This window comes from Rhodanobacteraceae bacterium (genome assembly GCA_016713135.1).
Classification (GTDB): Bacteria; Pseudomonadota; Gammaproteobacteria; order Xanthomonadales; family SZUA-5; genus JADKFD01.
On sequence record JADJPR010000007.1, the window covers coordinates 94,319 to 117,213 of the forward strand.

The following is a 22,895-nucleotide window of genomic DNA, read 5'->3' on the forward strand; positions in this document are numbered from 1 at the left end:
AATAGCCCTCGCGAGGGCTGCTCGATTTGATCCGGATCAGTGCCCGCGACTGCGCTCGCGCTGGGCGTGGTTGCCCCAGGGCGACCTACGGCGCCAGCTTGCGCTTCAGCGCCCGCGCCAGTGGCGCCGGCAGTTTCGGCAGCGAACGCAGCACCCACGGCAGGACCTGGCGCTTGGCCGGGCTCAGGGATTCGGGGACCACGGCCTCGATCAGGTGCGGGCCCGGATGCGCCAGCGCGTACTCGAAGGCGCGGCAGAAGTCCTCGGCGGTGGCGGCGCGCGCGGCGTGCACGCCCATGCCCTGGGCGAGGCGGCAGAAATCGAGGGTGGGGCCCTTGAGGTCCAGCTGCGAGCGCGCCTTGGCGCCGATGCGCTCGGCACCGACGCGTTCGAGTTCGACATTGAGCACCGAGTAGGACGCGTTGTTGAAGATCACCGCGGTGATGTCCAGGTTCTCGCGCGCCATCGTCCATAGCGCCTGGATGGTGTACATCGCAGTGCCATCGCCGATCAGCGCCAGCACCGGGCGGTCCGGGCAGGCGATCGCCGCGCCGATCGACGCCGGCAGGCCCTGGCCGATGGCGCCGCCGGTCAGCGTGATCAGATCGTGGCGCGGGCAGCCGGCGGTCATCAGCGGCAGCATCAGGCCCGAGGTGATCGCCTCGTCGACCACGATGGCGCGCTCCGGCATCAGGTGGCCGATGGCCTTGCACACTTTCTCGGCGCTGAGCCTGCCGCGCGGCCGGCCGGGGCGCCCGGCGGGCTGCAAGGGCGGCTGCACGCTGTCGGCGCCGAGCGCGCGCGAGCGCCGCCAGGCTGCCGGCGGCGTCCTGCGCCGGCGTGGACAGCGTCTGCACCTGGCAGCCGGCGGGCGTGAGCTCGCTGGCCTTGCCGGGATAGGCGAAGAAGGACACCGGCGGCTTGGCATCGACCAGGATCAGGTGCCGGTAGCCGGCCAGCTGCACGCTGGCGAGCTCCGCGAGGTAGGCGATGCGCTCGATCGGCGGCAGTCCGGCGCCGCGCTCCAGCCGCGTCGGGAACACCTCCGAATAGAGCTTCGCGCCGCTCTGCGCGGCGATCTGCGCCGCCGCGCGCAGCGCCGGTTCACGCAGCGCGCGGCCGCCGAGCAGCAGCGCCGCCGGCTCGCCGGAGCGCAAGGCCGCGGCGACCGCCGCGACCGTCGCCTCGTCGGCCACCGCGGGCGCCGGCGCGGGCGGCGGCGGCGCCGGCACGCCGCCCTCGCCCCAGGACACGTCGGCCGGCAGGATCAGGGTGGCCACCTGGCCCGGCAGGCCGCGCGCTGCGGCCACCGCATCGACGGCGTCGCGGCACAGTTCGGCGGTCGATTTCGAGGTGCGCACGAAGCCCGGCGAGACATTGCGCGCCACGGTCTCGATATCCGACTGCAGCTGCGCGTCGAGTGGCACGTGGTAGGTCGCGTGGTCGCCGACGATGTTGACGATGGGCACCTTGCCCTTGCGCGCGTTGTGCAGGTTCGCGAGGCCGTTGCCGAGGCCGCAGCCGAGGTGCAGCAGGGTCGCCGCGGGCTTGTCCGCCATCCGCGCGTAGCCGTCCGCGGCGCCGGTGGCGACGCCTTCGAACAAGGCCAGCACGGCGCGCATCCGCGGCTCGTCGTCGAGCGCGGCGACGAAGTGCATCTCGCTGGTGCCGGGGTTGCTGAAGCACACCGTGACGCCGGCATCGGCGAGGGTCTGCATCAGGGCTTGGGCGCCGTTGGGCATCGGGATTCTCCTTTGGTTGCTGAGATTATCGTTCAGCGCGAGGGCGACCGGTGCCGCGATGGCTCCCTCCCCGATGTCGGGGAGGGTTGGGGAGGGGTTAGGCAAAAACGCCGCACAAGCGGCGATCATGGCCCCCGCGACATTCGTCCTTGCGGGTGGCAGCGGGCCATGATCGTTGCGATTTCAGCCGCCGTCCATCTGGTCGGCGCCGATGTCGGCAAGGCGGATGACGCCGGTCAGCGCCATGGTGTTGGCGAGTTCGCGGCGCCAGATGTCGAGCATCGATGCCAGCCCGGCGCACCCGCCGCCGGCCAGCGCCCACACCCACGGCCGCCCGATCAGCGCGCCGCGCGCACCGAGCGCCAGCGCGCGGTAAAGGTCCATGCCGCTGCGCAATCCGCCGTCGACCAGCACCTCGGTACGTGCGCCAACCGCTTGCGCGATCGCCGGCAGCATCGACGCGGTCGATGGCGCGCCATCCAGCTGGCGGCCGCCGTGGTTGGACACGATCAGGCCATCCACACCCACGCCGACCGCCGCCTGCGCGTCGGCCACGTCGAGCAGGCCCTTGAGCACCAGCTTGCCGCGCCACAGGCCGCGCAGCCATTCGATGTCGCGCCAGGTGACGCCGGGATCGAACTGCGAGTCGATCCAGGCGCGGAAGGTGTCGAGGTCGCGCGCCGCCGGAACGTGCTCGCCGAGGTTGCCGAAGGCGTGCGGCTTGCCGCGCAGGCCGACATCGAGGATCCATCCCGGGCGCGCGAGCAGTTGCGAGATCCGCGCGAGCTTCGGGCGCAGGCCCGGAAACCCGAGGCCATGGCGCGTATCGCGGTGGCGCATGCCGGCGAGCGGCAAATCGACGGTGAACAGCAGCGTGCGGCAGCCGCTGGCCCAGACCCGCTCCAGCAGCGTCTGCACCAGCGCGCGGTCGCGCAGCATGTAGAGCTGGAACCAGCAGGGCGCGCCGGCCGCGGCGATCACCTCGTCGTAGCTGCAGATGCCGACGGTCGACAGCGTGTAGGGCACGCCGGCCGCGCGCGCGACGGTCGCCGCCTGCGCCTCGCCGCGGCGCGCCATCATCCCGGCCAGGCCGATCGGCGCCAGCGCCAGCGGCAGCGCGCAGCGCTCGCCGAGCAGCGTCGCCCCGGTGTCGATGCCCGAGACATCCACCAGCACCCGCTGGCGCAGCTTCAGGCGCGCCCAGTCGGCGGTGTTTGCGCCAAGCGTCTGCTCGGCGCCGGCGCCGCCGTCGACGTAATCGGCCAGGAAGCCCGGCAGGCGCCGGCGCGCCAGGCGCTGGTAGTCGTCGGGGGTGACGGGGGTCTGCGCGAACATGCGTCCTCAGCCCCCGCCGCGCAGCGCGCGCACCGCGGCGTGCGCGGTCAGGATGCAGCCCGGCAGGAAAGTGCCTTCCAGCGAGCGCTTGCCGTTCGAATTGCCGCCGCCGAAGCCGGCCGCCTCGCCGACACAGTACAGCCCCGGGACCGGCGCGTCGTGTGCATCGAGCACGCGGCTGGCGAGGTCCGTGCGCAGTCCGCCGAGGCTCTTGCGCGTGGTCAGCTGGGTGCGGATGGCGATGAACGGGCCGGCGCCGCGCAGCTGCAGCGGCTTCGGCGCGCAGGTGCGCAGGCGGTCGGACGGCCACTGGCGGGCGTGCAGGATGCGCCGGATCTGGTCGTCGTTGGTCAGGCGTGCGCCGGCGGCGAAGTTGGCGTCGAAGGCGTCCACCGTGGCCTGCAGCCGCGCGGGGTCGACATCGTGCGAGCAGGTGAGCGCGTTCATCTTTGCGGCCAGCCCGGCGAGCGTGTCGTCGACCAGGAAATCCGCACTCTCGCGCCGCATCTGGCGCACCAGGCGGTGATTGCCCAGGAAGGTCTCGATCAGGAAGCGGCCGAACTGGCGGTCGCGGATGCGCTGGTTGTGCTCGGCGCCGGAGATCGCGAACTCCTTCGCCGCGATGCGCCAGTTGAGCAGCTGCCACGTCCAAGGCTTTTCCAGCTCGGCAACGCGCTGGCACAGCCAGTGGGTGTCGAAGCCGGTGACCAGCGGTTCGGGGCCGATGCGCTCGCCGCGATGATCCAGCCACAACGCCGACTTGCACGGGATGGTCGACAGCCCGTGGCCTTCGAAATGCGGAAACGGGTGCGGGAAGCCGGCGGCGTAGTTCCACATCTCGCCGGCGGCGACGATCTGGCCGCCGAAACGGTCGGCGACCTCGTGGTGCAGCCTCCCATCCGCGAATGGGTGCGCGCCATTGAGCATGGTTGCCGGCATCGGCCGTCCTTCCGGCCAGTTGGCACGGCACTCCGCGTGCCCGCCGTTGATGCCGCCCATCGCCAGCACCACGTTCGGTGCGCTGAGGACGATCTCGGCGCCGCTGGTCTCGTCGACGGCCCGGGCGCCGCAGACGCGGCCGTTGGCGTGTTCCAGCGCGGTCACCCGATGGCCATGCAGCAGCCGGAGTTTGCCGCCGCTGTCCGCGCGCCGGAGCGCCTTGGTCAGCTGCAGCACCAGCTGGCGCGAGGTGCCCCAGACGATGTGGTAGCGCGGCAGCGAGTTGCCATCGCCCAGGCGCCCGCGTTCCACCCAGTTCACCGCCGGCATGAAGCTGATGCCGTGCGCCGAGCAGCCAGTCGTGCACCTCCGGCCGCGAGCGTTCGACGTAATGCTTCGCCCAGGCCAGCGACCAGCGGTCGGCCGGATCCACTTCGCCGAAGCGCAGCCAGTCGCGCAGCGCCACCTCCGGCGTGTCGGGGATGCGCATGCGCTGCTGCAGCGGCGTGCCGACCAGCGCCATGCCGCCGAAGGCCCAGCGCGCCAGGCCGCCGAAGCGCTCCGGCGAGTCGCGGTCGACGATGGTCACGCGCATCCCGGCGCGCAGCGCACCGAGCGCGGTCACGATGCCGGCGAGACCGCCGCCGATCACGAGGACATCGCTGGCGTTCGAGTTCATCGGGCGGCTGCTCGCTGCGGCGGGTGCGGTCGAGTATAGGAAGGGAGTGGGGGGAGCGGGGGCAGGGGGCGGGGCCGGTTGCTCCTGGCGGCGGGGCCGGTTGTGGGTTCTGGGTTGTGGGCAGCAGCAAGGCTCGCTCGCCGCGGGACCTGTGGGAGTCGACTCTGTCGGCGAACTTTCCAGCAGACGCCAGCAAGCGATAGCGGCTCAAGCCGCTCTGGCAGAGCATGATTCAAATAAAGGGCATTTGTCCGCAAAGGACGCAAAGGACGCAAAGCAGAGCCAAATCCATTGCCGGACATGCGGGGGCGTGGGGATGCTGCGCAAACCAAGACGCCGTCTTTGCGTCCTTTGCGGAAAAAAGGCAGGCAAGGGTACGCGACAGTTCGATGCGCGAATAAGTGGACCGGCAGGGGCGACAGGGAGTCCCACTGGGCTACCGGTACGCCGGCACTTGCTGCCCACAACCCACAACCCACAACCCACAACCCGCAACCTGCCCCCCCTCACTCCCGCGTCTTCAACACCTCGACCAGGTCCAGGTGGCGCACGCGCCAGATGACGATCAGCGCGGAGGCGAGCGCGGCGACGAGCACGACGAGGGTGGCGCTGGCGAAGGTCTCGGTGGAGAGGTGCGCGGGGACGCGGTAGAGCTCGCTCTGCAGGCCGGCGACGATCACCTGGGCGAGCCCTGCGCCGACCAGCCAGCCGGCGGGGATCGCGGCGAAGGTCAGCAGCGCGAGTTCGCCGACCAGGATGTAGGCCACCTCGCCGCGGGTGAAGCCGAGCACGCGCAAGCTGGCGAGCTCGCGGCCGCGCTCGCCAAGCGCGATGCGCGCGGTGTTGTAGAGCACGCCGAAGGCGATCAGGCCGGCGAGCAGGGTGGCGATGAAGGTGAAGATCAGCAGCGACTCGGCCATCGTCGAGTAGAAGTTCTGGATCGCCGCCTTGCGCGAGCCGACCGCCGAGACGCCGGGGCGATCTTCCAGCAGGCGGTAAAGCTCGTCTTCAAAGCGCGGGTCGATCAGCAGCAGCGCGCTCGACACGCGCTCGCCCTCGCCGAGCAGGCGGTTCAGCGCGTCCAGTTCCATGTAGGCGTTGATGCCGATGAATTCGCGCACGGTGCCCGCCACCGGCACGCGGAAGTGCCGGCGCGCGCCCTGCAACTGTTCCACCTCGACCAGGTCGCCGCGGCGCACGCCGAGCATGGTGGCGAGGTACTCGGTCAGCAGCAGGCCACCGCGCGGCATGCTCTGCGGCTTGCCGTGGACGTCGAGCACACGCTTCTGCCGCGCGCCTTCCGGCAGGCCTTCCAGGCCGGTCAGCACGCCCACGCGCAGGCGTACGCCGACGCTGCGCACGCCCTCGACCGAGAGCACCCCGGGCAGGGTGGCGATCTCGGCCAGCGCGTCATAGCCTTCGGGCTCGACGAAGCCCACCGCCAGGTCGTTGCGCTGCGCCAGCGCGAACTGCTGGTCGACCATGAAGTTCAGCGCGTCCTGCTGGAACATGCCGATGGTCAGCACGCCGCTCGCAAGTGCGATGCCGAACACCGTGGCCAGCGCCTTGACCGGCCGGCGCGACAGCGAGCGCAGGATCATTCGCGTGGGCTGGTCCAGCCAGCGCCGCGGCAGCACCCGTTCCAGCGAGGTGGCGCGATAGCGCGGCGGCGCCTCGGGGCGCATTGCCTCGGCCGGCGGCAGGCGCGCGGCGCGCACCAGCGCGAAGGCCGCGCCGGACAGCGCTGCCGCGAGCGAGATGCCCACCGCGCTGGCCACCGAGACGGGCTCGAGCACGAAATCGAGGTAGGGGAAACGGTAGAAGCTCATGTACAGATTGCCGAGCAGCCGCCCGAGCCAGATACCCCCGGCGATGCCCGTGAGCGAGCCGAGCGCCACCACCACGCCGACCATCGCGCCGTAGTGCCGGCCGATCGCCGCGTTGTCGTAGCCGAAGGCCTTCAGGATCGCGATCTGGTCGCGCTGGGTGGCGATCAGACGGCTGAACACCACGTTGAGCAGGAAGGCCGCGACCGACATGAACACCGCCGGGAACACCGTCGCCATGGTCTTCAGCTGGTCGAACTCGGCTGACAGGAACTTGTGGCTCAACTGGTCGACGCGCCCGATTGCGCCGAGGCCGCCCCAGGGTTCCAGGATCGGATCCAGCCGCTCGATCACCCGTTCCGTTTGTGCGCCCGGCGCCAGGCTCAGCGCCACGCTGTTGAACGCACCGTCCATGCCGTAGGCCGCCTCCAGCGCGCGCCGCCCGATCCAGGCGATCGCGAAGCGCTCGAAGTCCGGGAAGGCCGCGCCGGCCTGGATCTGGTAGACGTATTCCGGGCTGATCGCGATACCGACCACGCGGTAGCGCTCCATCCGCCCGGCGACCACCGCGCTCAGTTCGCCTCCGGGTTCGATCCCGTGCGCGGTGGCGAAGGCCTCGCCGAGCACGATTTCCTGCTGCGCATAGGGCTCGGGCAGTCGCCCGGCGCGCAGGTACAGCCGGTTCAGCGGCTTCGGCCCCACATCCGGCAGCGACAGCAGGAGTCCACGGACCGGATCGTCGAAGCCTTCCAGGCGGATGCGCATCGGCGCCTGGATGCCGAGGTCGACACTGCCGACGCCATCGATCGCCGCGATCTCCTCGCCCACCGACAGCGGCGCGCGCTTGAGGCCCGCGAACACGTCGGCGAAACCGTACTCCAGGTAGAACCGCGCCCGCGTCGCCGTCAGCGACTCCAGGTTCGAGATCGACATCAGATACGTCGCGATCCCACTCGCCATCACCAGCACGATCGCCAGCACCTGGCTGCGGACGTGCCAGAGGTCGCGGAGGAGTTTGCGGTTCAAGGCGCGCATTGCGGGCTGATCCAGGTCAGCCGGTGTGCGGGTGAAACGTCAAAGGTAAAACGTCAATGGGCACAGCGCTCCGGGTTGACGTTTCACGTTTCACGTTTGACTGCCTCACCACGAAATCTCCCCCGCCTTGCGCCTTGCCGTATTCCGCTCCACGCTGACGATCCGACCGTCCGACAGGTGGATCACGCGATGGGCCATGGCGGCGATGCCGGCGTTGTGAGTGATCACCACGGTGGTGGTGCCGAGGCGCTGGTTGACCTCGGACAGGGCTTCCAGGACGCGCACGCCGGTTTCCGAATCGAGCGCGCCGGTGGGTTCGTCGCACAACAGCACCTCGGGCTGCTTGGCGATCGCGCGGGCGATGGCGACGCGCTGCTGCTGGCCACCGGAAAGCTGCGCCGGGAAGGCGTCGACGCGGTCGCCGAGGCCGACCAGCGCGAGCGCTTCGGCGGCGTTCATCGGGTGGCTCGCGATCTCGGTGACCACCTCCACGTTCTCGCGCGCGGTCAGCGAGGGGATCAGGTTGTAGAACTGGAACACGAAGCCCACGTGCTCGCGCCGGAAGCGCGTCAGTGCCTCCTCATCGGCCGCCGACAGGTCGTGGTCGCGGTAGCGCACGTTCCCCGCGCTCGGCACATCGAGGCCGCCAAGGATGTTCAGCAGGGTCGACTTGCCGCTGCCCGAAGGCCCCAGCAGCACCACGAACTCGCCGGCGTAGAGATCCAGGTCGACCCCGCGCAGCGCATGGATCTCCACCTCGCCGGTGCGGTAGACCTTGGTCAGCCCGCGGGCGGAAAAGACGGTTTCGGGCTCGCTCATGGCCGCAGTTTACGGCGATCCGTGGCCGGTTAAACGCGGAGACGCAGCCAGTGAAACGCGGAGACGCAGAGGACGCAGAGAAAAGCATGAGCAGGCGCGGGGCGAGAAAATGACTTGTGGTGCGGCGAAAGAACGGGCTGGGCTCTCTCCGCGCCCTTTGCGGCTCCGCGTTTGGATGGCCACGAGGTTGTCCGTATCAGCGTAGCCCGGTGTACGCGCGCAGCGTGTTCACCGGGTACTTGCCGCAAGCACCCGGTGAGCAGCTGGCGCTGCACACCGGGCTACGCGAACTTGCTGCCAGCCGATCGACTCTGCTTCTCTCCGCGCTCTCTGCGTCTCCGCGTTTAACCGGCCCCGGCATTGCCTCAATACCGCCAGCGCAGTTGCAGCCAGCTGATACGGTCCTGGTAGTCCAGGTTGGTGACGCCGGTGGGACCGATGATCAGGTGCGTGGTGCGCTCGTCGAGGACGTTGTCTACGCCCAGGCGCAGGTCGAGGTCCGGGTGCAGCCAGCCCTTGACCACGAGGTTGAGGTCCACCCGGTCGTATTCGCCGCTGCCGGCGATCACCGCGTCGCGCGCGCCGACATGGTTCCAGGCCACGCCCAGCGAGGCATGGTCGAGCATGCGCCAGACCACCGCCAGGTTGCCGGTCAGGCGCGGCGTGGCGCCCGACGGTTCGCTGCGCAGCTGCGCATTGCGGTTGGCCTCGGCGTCGACATGGCTGAGCGTCGCATCGACGCGCAGGCGCTCGCCGATGTGCTGGCTCCATTCCAGTTCCAGACCATCGGATCGCGCGCTGGCGACATTGCCGAAGCCACGGATCCGTGGATCGAGGAAGATCATGTCGGACAGCCGCGACTGGTACAGCGTGGCGCGCAGCGTGCGCCCTGGCTTGCGATGGATGTAGCTGACCTCGGTGGTGGCGTTGACTTCGAAATCGAGGTCGGTGCCGGGAATGGTGTACAACTCGAAGAAAGTCGGCGCGCGGTGTCCCTGCGCATATTGCGCCTTCAGTACGTGGCCTTCGGCGGGCTGCCAGACCAGCGAGGCGCGCGGGGTGAGCCGGGTGCCGACGTCGCGGTTGTCGTCCCAGCGGGCCCCCAGGGTCAGCTGCAGGTCTTCCTGCAGCGCGATCTGGTCCTGCAGATAGGCGCTGAGGACTTCGCGCCGCTCACCGGTGACGCGGAGCAGGATCGGCGGCAGGCCCGGCGGACCGGCGCCGCGGAAGGTCGCGAGATCGATGTCCCCGTGCATGTAGGAAATGCCGGCCAGCCACTGCTGGTTGGACCAGCCGCTCCATGCCAGTTCGCCCCCGCCGCGCAGTTCCGTGCCCTCGAACACCAGGTCGACGCTGCCCTGCTGCGTGCGCAGTTCGCCGGTGTAGTAGCGGTTGTCGAGGTGCTGTGCATGGCCGCGCAGTTCCAGCCCGTTGCCGAAGTCGTGGGCGTACTCGCCGGCAATGGTCCAGGAGGAGTCTTCGAAGCCCGGATCCGGGGGGGCGCCGCTGATGCGGCCGATGTCGCGCATCTCGCCCTGGGCCAGCAGGCGCAGGTCGCCGCGGGCAAGCTGGAGCACGCCGCTGCGACGGTCCTCGCCCGCCTGGCGCGTGCCCGGCAGCACCACGTCGTCGCTGGCGAGCGCGGCGAAGCTGCCGCTGTAGCGCCAGTCGCCGATCTCGCCCGCGTGCAGCCAGTGGGCCTCGCGTGCGCCGTGGTCGTCCACGCCGGCCTCGACGAAGCGCCCCTCCTGGCGGGTGACGATGTTGAGCAGACCCTGGAAGGCGTAGTCGCCGTACAGCACCGATCCGGGGCCGCGCACGAACTCGATGCGCTCGACATGCGCGATCGGCAGGAACAGCGCGGCACCGTTGCTGCCGATGTCCTCGCGGCCGATCGGGAAGCCGTTCAGCAGGATCTGGATGCTGCCGGAGTTGAAAGGGAACTGGATGCCGCGCGCGGTCAGCGTGGGGTTGCCCCGGCCATCGAGCTCGATCTGCACGCCGGGCACCTGCGCCAGCGCCTCCCACACCGTGCGCACGCCGGTCGCGATGAGCTGCTCGCCCTCGAGTACGCTGACCATGCCCGGGACGAAATCGCGGTTCATCCGCGTGCGGGTGGCGATCGCCGTCTCCTGCTCCAGCGTCGCCATCAGCTCGGCGTAGGCGGCATCGTCTTCCGCCTGCGCCGCCAGTGCCGGCGAGATCGCCAGCAGCGCGCATGCAAGGGCGCAAGGCCGGCGGATCATGACGCGACCTCGCCGGCGCCCGAGCGCAGCACGCTGGATCGCTCGCCCGCGATCAGGTCGTGCACTTCGCCGCGGTCGCGCCCGCCATGCTTGGCGGCGTACAGCAGCCCGTCGGCCAGGGTGAGCGCCGCATCCGCCGAGGCGCCGGGGGTGGCGACGGTAGTGACCGCGCCGATGCTGATGCTGACGAACAGGCTGCTCTCCGAGCGTGCATGCGGGATCTGCAGCGCGTGCACTGCGTCCAGCGCTCGTTGCACCTGCAGCGCGCCGCCGCCGCTGCCGGTCAGCAGCAGCGCAAACTCCTCGCCGCCGTAGCGCGCGGCGAGGTCTTCGCCGCGGCTGAAGGTGGCATGCAGGGCGCCCGCCACCCGTCGCAGGCATTCATCGCCCGGACTGTGCCCGTAGTAGTCGTTGTAGCGCTTGAAGTGGTCCACATCGAGCAGCATCAGCGTCAGCGGCAGTCCGTTGCGCTGCGCCGCATGCCAGCTGCGGCTCAGTTCCTGGTCGAAACGGCGACGATTGGCGATGCCGGTCAGGCCGTCCATCGCGGCATGCTCCTCGAGCAGGTCGCGCTGGCGCTTGAGTTCGATGTGGGTGCGCACCCGGGCGCGCACGATGGCCGGACTGATCGGCTTGAGGATGTAGTCGACGGCGCCAAGCGCGAAGCCGCGCTCCTCGTCCTCCAGTTCGGTCATCGCGGTGACGAAGATCACCGGGATGTGCTGGGTGCGCGGTTCGGCCTTGAGCCAGCGCAGGCAGTCGAAGCCGTCCATGCCGGGCATCACCACATCCAGCAGGATCAGGTCGGGGGATGATTCCAGCGCCAGCTCCAGCGCACGCGCGGCGCTGGTGGCGAAGTTCAGCGCGAAGCCGGGCAGGGCCTCGGCCAGCACCTGGATGTTGGCTGGCTCGTCGTCGACGATCAGGACACGCGGCGCAGCGGCTTGGGCGGTCTTCAGCATGACGGTGACTCCGCTTGGATGCGAGGTGCCAGCCGGGCCAGTTCGCGCGCTGCCTCGGGGTAGTCGAGGGCGTCGATGGACTGGCCGACCGGGTGCAGCGCCGCCTGCAGTGGCGGCTCCAGCGCAGCACGCAGCTGCTCGTATTCCTGCCTGGCGGACAGGCTATTGCCGGCGAGCGCGGTTGCCAAGCGTTGCAATGCTGCCGCTGGTCGGCTGGCGTCGCCATTCGCTGGCGTACTGGCGGCCGGGACGGGCTCGGGAATCTGCGCGCTGGCGATCTCCTGCAGCGCCGCGTCCAGCTCGGCCAGCGCTGCGGGATTGCCCTGTCCCTGCTGCCCCGCGAGTTCCAGCGCACCCGCGGCGGCGGCCACCCGATTCATCCCGAGCGTCGCGGAGGTGCCCTTGAGCGCATGCGCCAGCTCGCGCGCCGCGCTCCATTCGCCGGCGGCGGCGAATGCTGCCAGGCGCGCGGCTGCATCGCCCTGGCGCTGGCGGAAATCCGCGACCAGCCGCCACAGCAGCGCCTGCTTGCCATTGACCCGCGCGAGCGCTGCCGGGACGTCGATGCCGGGGAGGGTGGGGGAGCAGCAGAAGCGGGGCAGGGGGCGGGGGCGAGGGGATGGGCTTGAGGCCCGTCGTGACCTTAGGGCGCGTCATGGCGTTGTGGCTCGTCAGCGGGCCGAAGTCGGGCCCCTGCCCCCTGCCCCTTGCCCCGCTTTCGCAACTCCCGCCTTCTCCACTCCCGCCCAGCCAACGCCCCAGCACCCGCACCAGCTCGGCCTCGTCGATCGGCTTGGCGAGGTAGTCGTCCATCCCGGCGTCGAGGAAGCGCTGGCGGTCGCCGAGCATCGCGTGGGCGGTCAGCGCGACCACCGGTATGCGCGCGAAACCGGGCAGCTGGCGCAGGCGCTGGGTGGTTTCGATGCCGTCCAGGCCCGGCATCTGGATATCCATCAGTACCAGGTCGAAGGGCTGGCGGCGCGCCAGTTCCAGCGCCTCCACGCCGCCAGGCGCCACGGTGGCCTGGATGCCGATGCCTGCCAGCAGCTCGCGCGCGACCATCCGGTTGATCTCGTTGTCCTCGACCAGCAGCAGGCGCGTGGCGGGATCGAAGCCGCCCGGGGCCGGGGCGGGAGCATGGACCTGGCGCGCCTGGCCCGGGGTGCGGTCGAGCGCCTGCATCGCGGCGTCGAACAGGGTCGACGGGCTGACCGGCTTGTGCAGGAACACGTCGATGCCGGCCGCCTGCGCGGTGCGCATCAGGTCTTCGCCGCCGAAGGCCGTGACCATCAGGGTGGCCGGCACGCGGATGCCGCGCGCCTTGAGTTCGCGCACTGCCGCGATCCCGTCGATCCCGGGCAGGCGCCAGTCGAGCACCAGCAGGTCGAAGGGCGGGTCGGCGGCGGCCAGGGACTCAATCGCGCGTTCGCCCGATTCCGCCAGCATGACGTCGAAGCGCAGGGCTTCCAGCATGCCGCCGAAGACCTCGCGCGTGGTCGGGTTGTCGTCCACCACCAGCGCGCGCAAACCGCTTGGTGCGCGCGCCGCCGGCGCGGCTTCGGGACCGATGCCGAAGCTCGCGGTGAACCAGAAGCGGCTGCCCTTGCCGGGTTCGCTGTCGGCGCCGATCTCGCCGCCCATCAGCTCGACCAGGCGTTTGCAGATGGCCAGCCCCAGGCCCACGCCGCCATGCTTGCGGGTGTCCGATTCGTCGACCTGGGTGAATGGCTGAAACAGCCGTGCGAGGTCGCCCGCCGCGATGCCGATCCCGCTGTCGCTGACGTCGAAGCGCAGCCAGGCGCGCCCGTCCAGCCGCTGCGACAGGCCGATCTCGACCAGCACTTGGCCCTGTTCGGTGAATTTGAGCGCGTTGGTGGTCAGGTTGACCAGCAGCTGCTGCAGCCGCACCGGATCGCCGACCAGCTGCGGCGGGATCTCCGGCGCGACCATGAACAGCAGGTCCAGGCCCTTCGCCCGGGCGCGATCGCCCACCACCGCCGAGACATCGGTCAGCACGTCGTCGAGGCGGAATGGCCGGCTCTCGATCTTCAGCTTGCCTGCCTCGATGCGGGAAAGGTCGAGGATGTCGTTGATCACGCCCAGCAGCATCCGCGCCGAGGAGGTGAGCTGCTGCAGCAGGCCCTGCTGGCGCCCGTCGAGCGCGGTGCGCCCGAGCAGCGTGGCCATGCCGATCACCGCATTCATCGGCGTGCGGATCTCGTGGCTCGTGTTGGCCAGGAACTGGCTCTTCGCCCGGTTGGCGGCCTCGGCCTGGTCGCGCGCGGTCTCCAGTTCGCGGGTGAAGGCCTCGCGCTCGGCGGCCAGCGCGCGTTCGGCCGCCTGGCGCCGCTCGCTGCTGCGCTCGCGCGCCGCCAGCGAGGCCACCAGCAGCAGGCCGATCACCGCCGCCATCGCCGCCAGCAGCAGGCCCTGCGCCAGCAGTTGCCCGCGCACATCCTGGATCAGCCCGGCGGCGAACTGGCGGTCGACCAGGAAATGCGCGATGCCGAGCAGTTCGCCACTGTCGCGGTCGTAGATTTCGACGTCCACGCTATGGTGTCGCGATTCGTCCTGCTGCAGGCGGCGGTCGAGGCTGCCCGGCGGCGCATCGACGGTGTCGTAGTCCAGCTCGATGCCGATGTCGGCGAAGAAGGGCGCGTCGCGCTCGGGGTTGCGCAGCAGCAGCAACTGGTCGATCACCGCGCCCAGCTCGCGCCGTCGCGCTTCGTCGCCCTCGCGCGCCAGCGCACCCGCGAGCGCCGCCGCCTGCGACTGCGCCAATACCTGCGCCTGCTGCGCCGCCTCATGCTCCAGTCGTGGATGCAGCGCCAGGGTCCAGTAGCCGAACAGCGCCGCCTCCAGCATCAGCGTCAGCAAGAGGAAAACCAGCGCAACGACGGTGGAGTAGCGGCGCGTCATCGATGCACCTTCGCCACCTTCATGAAGAAAGGCTTGAACTCGATGCCGCTGGCCCGCAGCGTGCTCTGGTTGAGGTAGGGCAGGACCTTGGCCTCGATCGACACCCCGGCGAGCACGCCGCGTTCGACATCGCCTTCGAAAGGGGAGTACAGGATCACGCCGTGGCGCACGCTCCAGGCGACCAGGCGGTCGAGGTCGTTTGCCGCCACCGGCGTGGCCAGGAACAGCGCCACCGGCGGCGCGGTGTCCTCGCCGAGGACGCGCTCGTGGCGGATGGCGAATTGCGGCCCGCGGCTCGCGACGCCTTCGGGCGCAATCAGCGGCGCCACTTCGTCGAGGACAGGCTCGGTGGCCGCGAAGATCGCGACGTCGATCCGGCCATCGCCGCTCGCCTTGCTTTCCAGGGCGACGTCCGCCAGCAGCAGGGTGCGGAACACCCGGGCACCGGTGCGCACACGGCGCTCGTCCTGGCTGTCGGCACGCGCGCTTGCGGCGGCCAGTCCCAGACCCAGTGCGCACACCAGCAGCGCCGCCGCCGCCGCGAGGCTGAAGCGCCGGCGGGCGGAGGCAGGGGAGCTGGCATGGGCCGGTACGCTGGGGAGCACGGGCAAGTCTGGGCCGGGCGCTGCGGGACACGCCATAATCGCCCGCAATCGTGGAGAAACAAGGGAGCCGTGGCAGCGTTGGCAACTTCCGCAGCCCCGCATGCGCGCGTGCTGGTGGTCGAGGACGACCCGATCCTCGCGGCCATCATCGCCGACGCGCTGCAGGGCGAGGGCTACGCGGTGGACGTCCTGCACGATGGTGCTGCGGTGGCTGCGCATGTGCGTCGCCAGCCGCCGCAGGCGGTGCTGCTGGACCTCGGCCTGCCCGGGCGCGACGGCATCGCGGTCTGCCGCGAACTGCGCACCTTTTCCACCGTGCCGCTGATCATGGTCACCGCGCGCGCGGATTCGTCCGACCGCATGCATGGCCTCGACACCGGCGCCGACGACTACCTGTGCAAGCCCTTCGAGCCCGGCGAATTGATCGCCCGCCTGCGCGCCCTGCTGCGCCGTGCGCAGCAATGGCAGGGCGCGGCGGAACCCACGCCGCCGCTGCGCATCGATGCCGAGGCGATGCAGGCCAGCGTGCACGGCCTGCCGGTGGCGCTGACCCCGATCGAATTCCGCCTGCTGCACACCCTGTCGCAGCACCCCGGCCGGGTCTACACCCGCGCGCAACTGCTCGATTGCATCTACAGCGCCGACCACGTGGTCAACGACCGCACCGTCGACAGCCACATCAAGAACCTCCGCCGCAAGCTGGTCGAGGCCGGGCTGGCGGACCCGCTGGGCGCGGTCTACGGGATCGGCTATCGGTTTATTGCGGGATGATTGTGGCGGTATGTGTGCTGCCGGGCGCGGAGGTCAAACGTGAAACGTGAAACGTCAATGTGCGTGGGGCCAATTGACGTTTTACGTTTGACGTTTGACCCTGGCGCGAGCGGCTCGATCACCCGCGCGACAGCCACGCGTTCCCCGCTAGACTCCGCCCATGACGCAGGCTGACATCAACCCCAAGGATCCGGTGATCGAGGTCAATGGCCTGGTGACCTATTTCGGTCGCCGGCGGATCCTCGACAAGGTCGACTTCGTGGTCCAGCCGGGCGAGATCCGGGTGATCATGGGTGGCTCGGGATCGGGCAAGTCGACCCTGCTGCGGCATTTGCTCGGGCTGCTGACGCCGGCCGAGGGCTCCATCCGCGTGCTCGGGCGCGACATCAATCGGCTGTCGCCGTTGCAGCGCCTGGCGTTCAAGCGCGAGATCGGCGTCAGCTTCCAGGGCGGCGCGCTGTTCACCTCGATGAGCGTGGGCGAGAACGTGGCGCTGCCGCTGCGCGAGCACTTCAAGCTGGACGAGAACACCATCCGCATCATGTCGCGGCTGAAACTTGAGGTGGTCAACCTCGGCGGCTTCCAGGACCTGATGCCTAGCCAGCTCTCCGGCGGCATGATCAAGCGCGCCGCGCTGGCGCGCGCGATCGTCATGGATCCGCAGCTGCTGTTCTTCGACGAGCCCTCGGCGGGCCTGGACCCGGTGGTCTCGGCCGAACTCGACGAACTGATCCTGAAACTGCGCGACGCCATGCGCATGAGCATCGTGGTGGTCACCCACGAACTCGACAGCGCGTTCAAGATCGCCGACCGCATCACCGTGCTGGATCAAGGCAAGGTGCTGATGACCGGCACCGTGCCCGAGGTCAAGGGCAGCGACAACCAGCGCATCCAGGACCTGCTCAACCGCCGCCCGCGGCATGTCGAGGTCAATGTGGATGAGTACCTGGCGCGGCTGACGGGAAGCGATGAGGATCTGTGAGGTCAGGAGCGGGGCTGGGGCGAGTGCGCGGCGGGGGCGCGCGCGGCCCCGGCCGCCGGCGGGCGCAGATCCCAGGCGCACGCCGTGCCGCGCGGAAGTTGGCCTCGGACGCGTGCGCACTCGCCCCAGCCCCCAGCCCCGCATACGGATGCGGCCGGCTGGCCCCAGCCCGCATCACCGCCCCTGTGGCAGAATCGCCGAATGAACCAGGGAACGCCGACGCGTGAAGCGTGAGAACGTCAACTATTTCCTGACCGGAGTGGTTGCGCTGGTGGCGCTCGGGCTGCTGCTCGGCACGCTGTTCGTGATCACCGGTCGCAGTGGGCCCACCGACGACTACGTGGTCGAGTACCGCAATGTGGCGGGACTGGCTTTCGGCACACCGGTGTTCTACCAGGGCTATCGCATCGGCCAGATCGAGCGCATCACGCCGGAGCGCGAGGGCGACACCACGCGCTTCCGGGTCGACTTCTCGGTGCAGGACGGCTGGCAGATCCCGAAGGATTCGGTGGCGCAGCTGATGTCCTCGGGCCTGCTCTCGGATGTGTTCATCTCGATCCGTGAGGGTGAGGCCAAGGAACTGCTGGAACCGGGCTCCACCATCGAGGGCCGCGAGGCGGCAGACCTGTTCGGCGCCGTCGGCGAGTTGGCCGGCGAGGTCACCAGCCTGACGCGGGACGAGCTGACGCCGATGGTCGAGCGCCTTGGCGAGCGGCTGGAATCGATCAGCGGCAAGATCGACGAAGGCACGCCGCAACTGATCGAGAAGGCGGTGGAGCTGGTCGATCAGTTGAACGCCAGCGCTGCATCGCTGAAGAACATCCTGCGCCCGGACAATCAGGCGCATGTCGACCGTCTCCTCAGCGAATCGGGCGCCGCTGCTGCCAATGTGCGCCAGCTCACCGGCGACCTGGCGCAGACGCGCGAGCAGCTGAACTCGGTCCTTGCCGAGCTGGATGGCACGGTGAAGGAAAGCCGGCCCGAAGTGCGCCAGGCAATGGCCGACTTGCGCTTCACGCTGGATGCCATGGCCCAGCGCATCGACGCGATCACCTACAACCTGGAGTCGGCCAGCCGGCATTTCGATGAGTTCAGCCGGCAGATCCGCAAGGAGCCGCAGCGCCTGATCTTCGCGCCGCAGGCCGACCAGCTTCCAGACGAGGGCAAGTGATGCGCAGGCAGGCAATCCGAGGTTGGCTGGCCGCGAGCATGCTGCTCGTGCTGACGGCGTGCAGCGCGCCCGAGGCGGTGCCCGATTTCCGTTACTACCGGCTGGCGCCCGCCAGCGCCGTCGAGCCTTTGCACAAGCCCCTGCTGGACCAGCCGCTGGTGATCGAGAACTTCCGCGCCGACGGCGTGCACGGCGAGCGGCCGATCCTCTACGCCAACGATCCCGACAGCCTGAAGATCAGCCAGTACCATTACCAGCTGTGGAACGATCCGCCGCCGGTGATGGTCCAGCGCCGCATGCAGGAACTGCTCGCCGCGGCGCGCGTCTCGGACTATGTGACCGACCGCCTGGCGCCGCGTGTGTCGGCCTACCGGCTGAATGCGGCGATCTACCGCTTCGAGCGCGTGCTGGTCGATGGCCAGCCGACCGAGGCGGTGCTCGGGCTGCGCCTGCGACTGCAGGCCGATGCGGCCAGCATGCCGCTGGTTGAGCGCGATGAGCTGATCCGGGTGCCCGTGACGGGCACCCGCGTCGAGGACGCCGCCGTGGCGCTGTCTGCGGCGGTCGATCAGGTCGCGCGCCGTCTGATCGAGCAGCTGAAACAGCGCAAGCCTGACGCCTGAGCGGCGATGGACATATTGGCAACCCACCCCCATCGGCCACTGGGCGCGGCCCCGCGCATGGCTCTGGCCGTGATGGGTGTGGAGGTGTACGTGCGACGCCGCTTGCCGACGGCCCCCGCCGTTGCGGGATCGGCCCCCGAGGGCTGGCTGCAGGACACGCTCGCGCAGGCGATCGCGCGCGCGGCCGGACAGGCCGACGCCCGCGAGTGGTCGCGCCAGTGGCTGGCGCGCGGCCAGCCGCTGCCCGACCTGGCCGAACTGCGTGCGCGCCCCGCGGCCAAGCGTGCCTTGTGGCAATTGCTGCGCCGCCAGCGATGAGCGCGATTCTCAAGCCGCAGGTTCCGCATGTGCGGCCGATGCGCCTGGACGATCTTGTCGAGGTGCTCGCCATCGAGGTGCGCGCCTACGATTTCCCGTGGACCGACGGCGTCTTCCGCGACTGCTTCAAAGCCGGCTACGGATTGTGGGTGCTCGAGGGCGCCGACGGAATCGTGGGCTACGGCGTGCTCTCGGCAGCCGCGGGCGAGGCGCACATCCTGAACCTGTGCGTCTGCCCGCATCACCAGGGCCAGGGCCATGGTCGGCGCTTGCTCAACCGCCTGATCGACCTGGCGCGCTGGCACCAGGTGGAGCGGGTGTTCCTCGAAGTGCGCCCGTCCAACCACGCCGCCGTTGCGCTCTACCACCGCGCCGGTTTCTGCGAAATCGGCACCCGCCCGCGCTACTACCCCGCGCGCAACGGCCGCGAGGACGCAGTGGTGATGGCGCGCGAGTTGCTGGTGGGGCAGTAGAGGCGGGGGCACGGGGCACCGGAGCGTGGCGGTATCGGTTGCCCCGACGGGTGGAGGGCACGAGGCCACGAGGGCACGAGGGCACGCAAGAGCCGGTTCGGTGCAAGGGGGCGCTATTGCGTGCCCTCGTGCCCCGTGCCCCGTTTCCCGCTACTCCGCCGGCACGCTCAGCAGCTCATACGGCACATTGCTGCGGGTGAAACGGCCGCCTTCGGGGCCGCCGTAAGTGACGTCGAAGCTCAGGCGATTGCTGCCGGCCTGGCCCTGCAGCGGCTGGGTCAGGGTCGGTGTCAGCGTGCCGATCTGGGTGTCCGCCGTGTTGGCCGCGCAGGTGCGGCAGTAACCGCGACGCTCGAACACAGGCAGCGGCTGGCCGGGCTGGTAGTTGCTGCCGCTGACGAAGGCCCAGCGCCCGGCGCCGGTGCTGTCCGGGTAGTACAGGGTCGAGAACAGCAGTTGCTGCCCCGCACCCTGGGCCGCAGTCGCCACGCTGGAGCCCCAGCCGGAATCGCTGCCGCCGCCGTACCAGGTGCCGGTGAGATCACTGTCCGGGCGCGCGGCGGCCGGAATCAGCTCTTCCATGCACCAGCTGTCGGTCGTTCCACCGAGGGTGTAGCGGAATACGCCGAGCAGGCCTGCGCCGGTGCGCGTGGTGCCGTCGTTGCACGCGGGTGCATTGGTCGCCTGATTGAAATCGAGCACCACCCTGCCGCTCTCGGTGGGCACTGCCTGCTGCGGGGTTGCGCCGCCAACGTAGCGATAACGCACGAGGCTGTTGCCCGCGGCGTCGAGCTGGGCAGCAAACACACCGTCGACCAGCGGGCCGATCGCGATGTACCACTCGGGTCGACCGTTGCCATCGTAGGTGTAGAAGATCAGCGAATAGATGTCGAAGCCGGCCGCGTCGCGATAAACGCGCTGGAAGTCGACGCCATGGGCGTCGCGGTCGCGGTCGTACCACAGGCCGGCATAAGGTGCCGGCGCGGTCGGGAAGGTGGTCGACTGAGGGTCCCAGCCCACGGCGTGCAGCATCGGCACCGCCAGACCCAGCTGGCGCGTGCCGCGCGACAAGTTCAGCGATGAGGTCATCAGCTGGCCGACGTAGACGCTGTCGAGGTGCGAGAGTGTCGAGCCCGGGCGGATCGGGTTGGGCGCGAACAGCAGCACGCCGGGGAATCCGGTCGGCGGGTTCAGCGGCGAGTTGGCGGCGCGCGAATCGTTCCAGCTCAGGCCATTGAAAGACACCAGCGCATCGGCGCGTTGCGCATCGGTCAACAGGGTGAACTGCGGATAGGGCGAGCTGCGGTTGTCGATGATCTGGCGCGCGTAGATGTCATCGCGCCCCAGCGGCTTGGCGCCCACCGTGCCCGTCAGGCGCACCAGGCTGAGGAAGCCGAGGCCATGGCCGAGTTCGTGCACCGAAACGCCGACGAAATCCAGCGTGCCGGCCGGGGCCGCGTTGTAGCCGAGGTAGAACTGCGCGCCGCCGAGCACGGATGACTCGCCGATGCGGCGGTTGTAGACGATGGTCATGTCGGTGGAGTCGGCGCAGTCGCCGCCGCGCAGGCTGCAGGCCCGGGTGCCGCCCAGGCGCGCCGCCGGTGCCGCCGAGTAGAAGGCGTATTTGTCGGGCAGGAAGGCGCTCGGGCGGAAGGTGTCGCCGGTGCTCAGCACCAGGCTGCGGTCGTCGATCACGAAATCGTCCGGCGAGGCGGCGGCCAGCGTGGTGCTGCCGTTCGTGTCCACCGACAGCGCGTCCCAGCAGGCGCGCACGCTGATGGGGATCTCGCTGGCGAGTCCGGTGCCGAGCTGGCGCAGCGCTTCGTGCATCGCGTTGCGCCGCTGCTCGCCCAGGGTGGTGCCGGGATTGCCGCCTACCGGGCTGGCCGGCGTGGGGTCATTCCAGGGCGCGACATCGCAATCGGAGGCCGGAAGGTCGAAGCGCACGTCGAACTGCAGCGGGCTCGGTGCCGAATTGCCGATCTCGACCTTGATCCGCGCGTTCACCGGGATCGTCGCGAAGCTGAGCACCGCCAGGTGCCAGCGGCCCTCGCGGACTGGCCGGTAGTTGGCGCGGCCGATCGAGATGGATTCCTCGTCGCTGCCGCTGACTGCGTGGTACTGCGCCTGCTCTTGCAGTGCATCGAAGTCCATCGGCAGGCCATAGGCGGTCTGGCTGGAGAAGGCATTGCCGTAGCGCAGGAACATGTCGATGTCGACGTTCGGGGTGTCGCTTTCCAGCTCCACCTTGAACGAGGTGGCACCTGCGGGCACATCGAAATGCAGGCCGGTGGTGTAGGCCGAGGCGGGCAGGTTGAATGTGGTGGACTGGCCAGGGACCAGGCCCACTGACTGCGCCGACACCAGTGGGGACGCAGCGAGGGCGCATAGCGCGAGAACGAAGCGGCGCATGCTCAACGCTCCTCGTGGGTCACGCGGCGGTCGAAGCGCAAGTCTGGCACGGCGCTCGCCCGGTCGCAGACGTACTCGGTACTGCCATCTGCGCGCAGGCGCGCACTCATCGCATGCTGGCCGCGTTCCAGCAGGTCTTGCGCCGGGTGGAAACCCTTCTTGTGCTGAGTATTGGCAAGTGTGTGCACCGGGACCCGGATGGTCACCGGTTCGGGAGAAGTCGGTGCGGCGGCGCTCAGCGAGGCCAGCAGGATCAGGCTCAGCATGCATGACTCCAGGTTCGATCGCAGGCTGCAACATTAGCGCGAGCGACCGGTTTGCGGTGTAAAGGAACCTCTGAACAAGTCTCGCGGCCGCGACGGCGGCCGATCCAGCCCCATCCCGGAGGGTTGCGGCCAGAATCGTCCGCCGCGTCATTCCAGTCCTCGGCTTCGTAGATCAGGTTACGACCTTCGGACTGCGCCTGGCGGCAGACGACTTGTGACACGTACCCGCTCGCAACGCGGCTCGCGAGACTTGTTCAGAGGTTCCTGAAGACCGGGTCAGCCGAACAGCCAACCCAGCGCGTAGACCCCGAGCATGCTGAAGGCCAGCGCCAGCTTGGCCAGCGTCCCGACCACGAAGCCGATCCACGCGCCGGTGCCCGCCCGCGCCGCCTGCTGCATGCCGCGACCCGCCATCAACTCGCCGATCAGCGCACCGGCGAAGGGCCCGAACAGCAGCCCGAAGATGCCGAAAAACAGCCCGACCACGGTCCCGAGCGCGGCGCCGGCCACCGCCAGCCCGCTGGCGCCCACCTTGCGCGTGCCCAGCAGCGAGGCGACCAGGTCGACCACCAGCGCGATCAGCGTCAGCACCCCGAGGATGCTCAGCGTGATCCAGCCCACCTGCTGGAAATCCCCCACCCACGCGGCCAGGAACAATCCGCCGAAGACCATCGGCAGACCGGGCAGTGCCGGCAGGATCGACCCGGCGATGCCGAGGATCACCAGCAGGGCGGAAAGGATGTAGAGGGCGATGTCCAGCGGCGGGGTCCTT

The 22,895-nt window shown here is 69.8% G+C and carries 17 protein-coding genes and 2 pseudogenes; 6 read left to right on the plus strand and 13 right to left on the minus strand.

Annotated features, from left to right (window positions below; all coding sequences use genetic code 11):
• Window positions 1-85: 85 nt before the first annotated feature.
• The 10 genes and pseudogenes from IPK27_08695 to IPK27_08740 form a co-directional block, all read right to left on the minus strand.
• A pseudogene (locus IPK27_08695) lies at window positions 86-1,742 on the minus strand (acetolactate synthase large subunit).
• Window positions 1,743-1,925: 183 nt separating this feature from the next.
• Window positions 1,926-3,077: an L-lactate dehydrogenase gene (locus tag IPK27_08700; protein MBK8067698.1), complete on the minus strand. Its 1,152-nt coding sequence runs from the start codon at window positions 3,075-3,077 to the stop codon at window positions 1,926-1,928.
• Between the two features lie 6 nt (window positions 3,078-3,083).
• A pseudogene (locus tag IPK27_08705) lies at window positions 3,084-4,695 on the minus strand (FAD-dependent oxidoreductase).
• Window positions 4,696-5,201: 506 nt separating this feature from the next.
• Entirely contained in the window at window positions 5,202-7,556 is a 2,355-nt protein-coding gene (locus IPK27_08710) for an FtsX-like permease family protein (protein ID MBK8067699.1), read from the minus strand.
• Between the two features lie 105 nt (window positions 7,557-7,661).
• Window positions 7,662-8,375: an ABC transporter ATP-binding protein gene (locus IPK27_08715; protein ID MBK8067700.1), complete on the minus strand. Its 714-nt coding sequence runs from the start codon at window positions 8,373-8,375 to the stop codon at window positions 7,662-7,664.
• A gap of 365 nt (window positions 8,376-8,740) precedes the next feature.
• The gene (locus tag IPK27_08720) at window positions 8,741-10,621 is read right to left on the minus strand and encodes a TonB-dependent receptor (protein MBK8067701.1); all 1,881 of its coding nucleotides are present in this window, start codon (window positions 10,619-10,621) and stop codon (window positions 8,741-8,743) included.
• Window positions 10,618-11,583 (minus strand): diguanylate cyclase, encoded by a 966-nt coding sequence (locus IPK27_08725; protein ID MBK8067702.1) that lies wholly within the window; start codon window positions 11,581-11,583, stop codon window positions 10,618-10,620. Before IPK27_08725 ends, IPK27_08720 begins: the two co-directional genes overlap by 4 nt.
• Window positions 11,577-11,780: a hypothetical protein gene (locus IPK27_08730; GenBank protein ID MBK8067703.1), complete on the minus strand. Its 204-nt coding sequence runs from the start codon at window positions 11,778-11,780 to the stop codon at window positions 11,577-11,579. Before IPK27_08730 ends, IPK27_08725 begins: the two co-directional genes overlap by 7 nt.
• Complete coding sequence (locus IPK27_08735) at window positions 11,746-14,502, minus strand: response regulator (protein ID MBK8067704.1); 2,757 nt, start codon at window positions 14,500-14,502, stop codon at window positions 11,746-11,748. Before IPK27_08735 ends, IPK27_08730 begins: the two co-directional genes overlap by 35 nt.
• Window positions 14,499-15,107 (minus strand): hypothetical protein, encoded by a 609-nt coding sequence (locus IPK27_08740; protein MBK8067705.1) that lies wholly within the window; start codon window positions 15,105-15,107, stop codon window positions 14,499-14,501. Before IPK27_08740 ends, IPK27_08735 begins: the two co-directional genes overlap by 4 nt.
• On the opposite strand from IPK27_08740, the gene IPK27_08745 reads away from it, so the two are divergent.
• The 6 genes from IPK27_08745 (at window position 15,084) to rimI (ending at window position 19,445) form a co-directional block, all read left to right on the plus strand.
• Window positions 15,084-15,878: a response regulator gene (locus tag IPK27_08745; protein ID MBK8067706.1), complete on the plus strand. Its 795-nt coding sequence runs from the start codon at window positions 15,084-15,086 to the stop codon at window positions 15,876-15,878. The genes IPK27_08740 and IPK27_08745 overlap by 24 nt on opposite strands.
• Before the next feature lie 160 nt (window positions 15,879-16,038).
• Entirely contained in the window at window positions 16,039-16,860 is an 822-nt protein-coding gene (locus tag IPK27_08750) for an ATP-binding cassette domain-containing protein (protein MBK8067707.1), read from the plus strand.
• Window positions 16,861-17,083: 223 nt separating this feature from the next.
• Window positions 17,084-18,031, plus strand: a complete 948-nt coding sequence (locus IPK27_08755) for an MCE family protein (GenBank protein MBK8067708.1) — start codon at window positions 17,084-17,086, stop codon at window positions 18,029-18,031.
• Window positions 18,031-18,654, plus strand: coding sequence for a membrane integrity-associated transporter subunit PqiC (locus IPK27_08760; GenBank protein ID MBK8067709.1), 624 nt, complete (start codon window positions 18,031-18,033; stop codon window positions 18,652-18,654). The genes IPK27_08755 and IPK27_08760 overlap by 1 nt, the downstream gene beginning before the upstream one ends.
• Before the next feature lie 57 nt (window positions 18,655-18,711).
• Complete coding sequence (locus IPK27_08765; GenBank protein MBK8067710.1) at window positions 18,712-18,972, plus strand: hypothetical protein; 261 nt, start codon at window positions 18,712-18,714, stop codon at window positions 18,970-18,972.
• Window positions 18,969-19,445 carry a ribosomal protein S18-alanine N-acetyltransferase gene (gene rimI / locus IPK27_08770; protein MBK8067711.1) on the plus strand — a complete coding sequence of 159 codons (477 nt, stop codon included), beginning with the start codon at window positions 18,969-18,971 and terminating at the stop codon, window positions 19,443-19,445. Before IPK27_08765 ends, rimI begins: the two co-directional genes overlap by 4 nt.
• 150 nt (window positions 19,446-19,595) lie before the next feature.
• Here rimI and IPK27_08775 read toward each other — a convergent pair whose 3' ends face one another.
• From IPK27_08775 to IPK27_08785, 3 genes are all read right to left on the minus strand, one after another.
• Window positions 19,596-21,857 carry a hypothetical protein gene (locus IPK27_08775; GenBank protein ID MBK8067712.1) on the minus strand — a complete coding sequence of 754 codons (2,262 nt, stop codon included), beginning with the start codon at window positions 21,855-21,857 and terminating at the stop codon, window positions 19,596-19,598.
• Window positions 21,858-21,859: 2 nt separating this feature from the next.
• Window positions 21,860-22,123: a hypothetical protein gene (locus tag IPK27_08780; protein MBK8067713.1), complete on the minus strand. Its 264-nt coding sequence runs from the start codon at window positions 22,121-22,123 to the stop codon at window positions 21,860-21,862.
• A gap of 276 nt (window positions 22,124-22,399) precedes the next feature.
• On the minus strand, window positions 22,400-22,882 hold the full coding sequence (locus IPK27_08785) for a DUF456 domain-containing protein (protein MBK8067714.1): 483 nt from the start codon (window positions 22,880-22,882) through the stop codon (window positions 22,400-22,402).
• Window positions 22,883-22,895 lie beyond the last annotated feature (13 nt).

Excerpts from the sequence above, each read along its gene's own strand:
- IPK27_08700 (MBK8067698.1), bottom strand. The coding sequence starts at position 3,077 with ATGTTCGCGCAGACCCCCGTCACCCCCGACGACTACCAGCGCCTGGCG.
- IPK27_08710 (MBK8067699.1), bottom strand. The coding sequence starts at position 7,556 with ATGCGCGCCTTGAACCGCAAACTCCTCCGCGACCTCTGGCACGTCCGC.
- IPK27_08715 (MBK8067700.1), bottom strand. The coding sequence starts at position 8,375 with ATGAGCGAGCCCGAAACCGTCTTTTCCGCCCGCGGGCTGACCAAGGTC.
- IPK27_08720 (MBK8067701.1), bottom strand. The coding sequence starts at position 10,621 with ATGATCCGCCGGCCTTGCGCCCTTGCATGCGCGCTGCTGGCGATCTCG.
- IPK27_08725 (MBK8067702.1), bottom strand. The coding sequence starts at position 11,583 with ATGCTGAAGACCGCCCAAGCCGCTGCGCCGCGTGTCCTGATCGTCGAC.
- IPK27_08735 (MBK8067704.1), bottom strand. The coding sequence starts at position 14,502 with ATGACGCGCCGCTACTCCACCGTCGTTGCGCTGGTTTTCCTCTTGCTG.
- IPK27_08745 (MBK8067706.1), top strand. The coding sequence starts at position 15,084 with ATGGGCCGGTACGCTGGGGAGCACGGGCAAGTCTGGGCCGGGCGCTGC.
- IPK27_08750 (MBK8067707.1), top strand. The coding sequence starts at position 16,039 with ATGACGCAGGCTGACATCAACCCCAAGGATCCGGTGATCGAGGTCAAT.
- IPK27_08760 (MBK8067709.1), top strand. The coding sequence starts at position 18,031 with ATGCGCAGGCAGGCAATCCGAGGTTGGCTGGCCGCGAGCATGCTGCTC.
- IPK27_08765 (MBK8067710.1), top strand. The coding sequence starts at position 18,712 with ATGGCTCTGGCCGTGATGGGTGTGGAGGTGTACGTGCGACGCCGCTTG.
- rimI (MBK8067711.1), top strand. The coding sequence starts at position 18,969 with ATGAGCGCGATTCTCAAGCCGCAGGTTCCGCATGTGCGGCCGATGCGC.
- IPK27_08775 (MBK8067712.1), bottom strand. The coding sequence starts at position 21,857 with ATGCGCCGCTTCGTTCTCGCGCTATGCGCCCTCGCTGCGTCCCCACTG.
- IPK27_08780 (MBK8067713.1), bottom strand. The coding sequence starts at position 22,123 with ATGCTGAGCCTGATCCTGCTGGCCTCGCTGAGCGCCGCCGCACCGACT.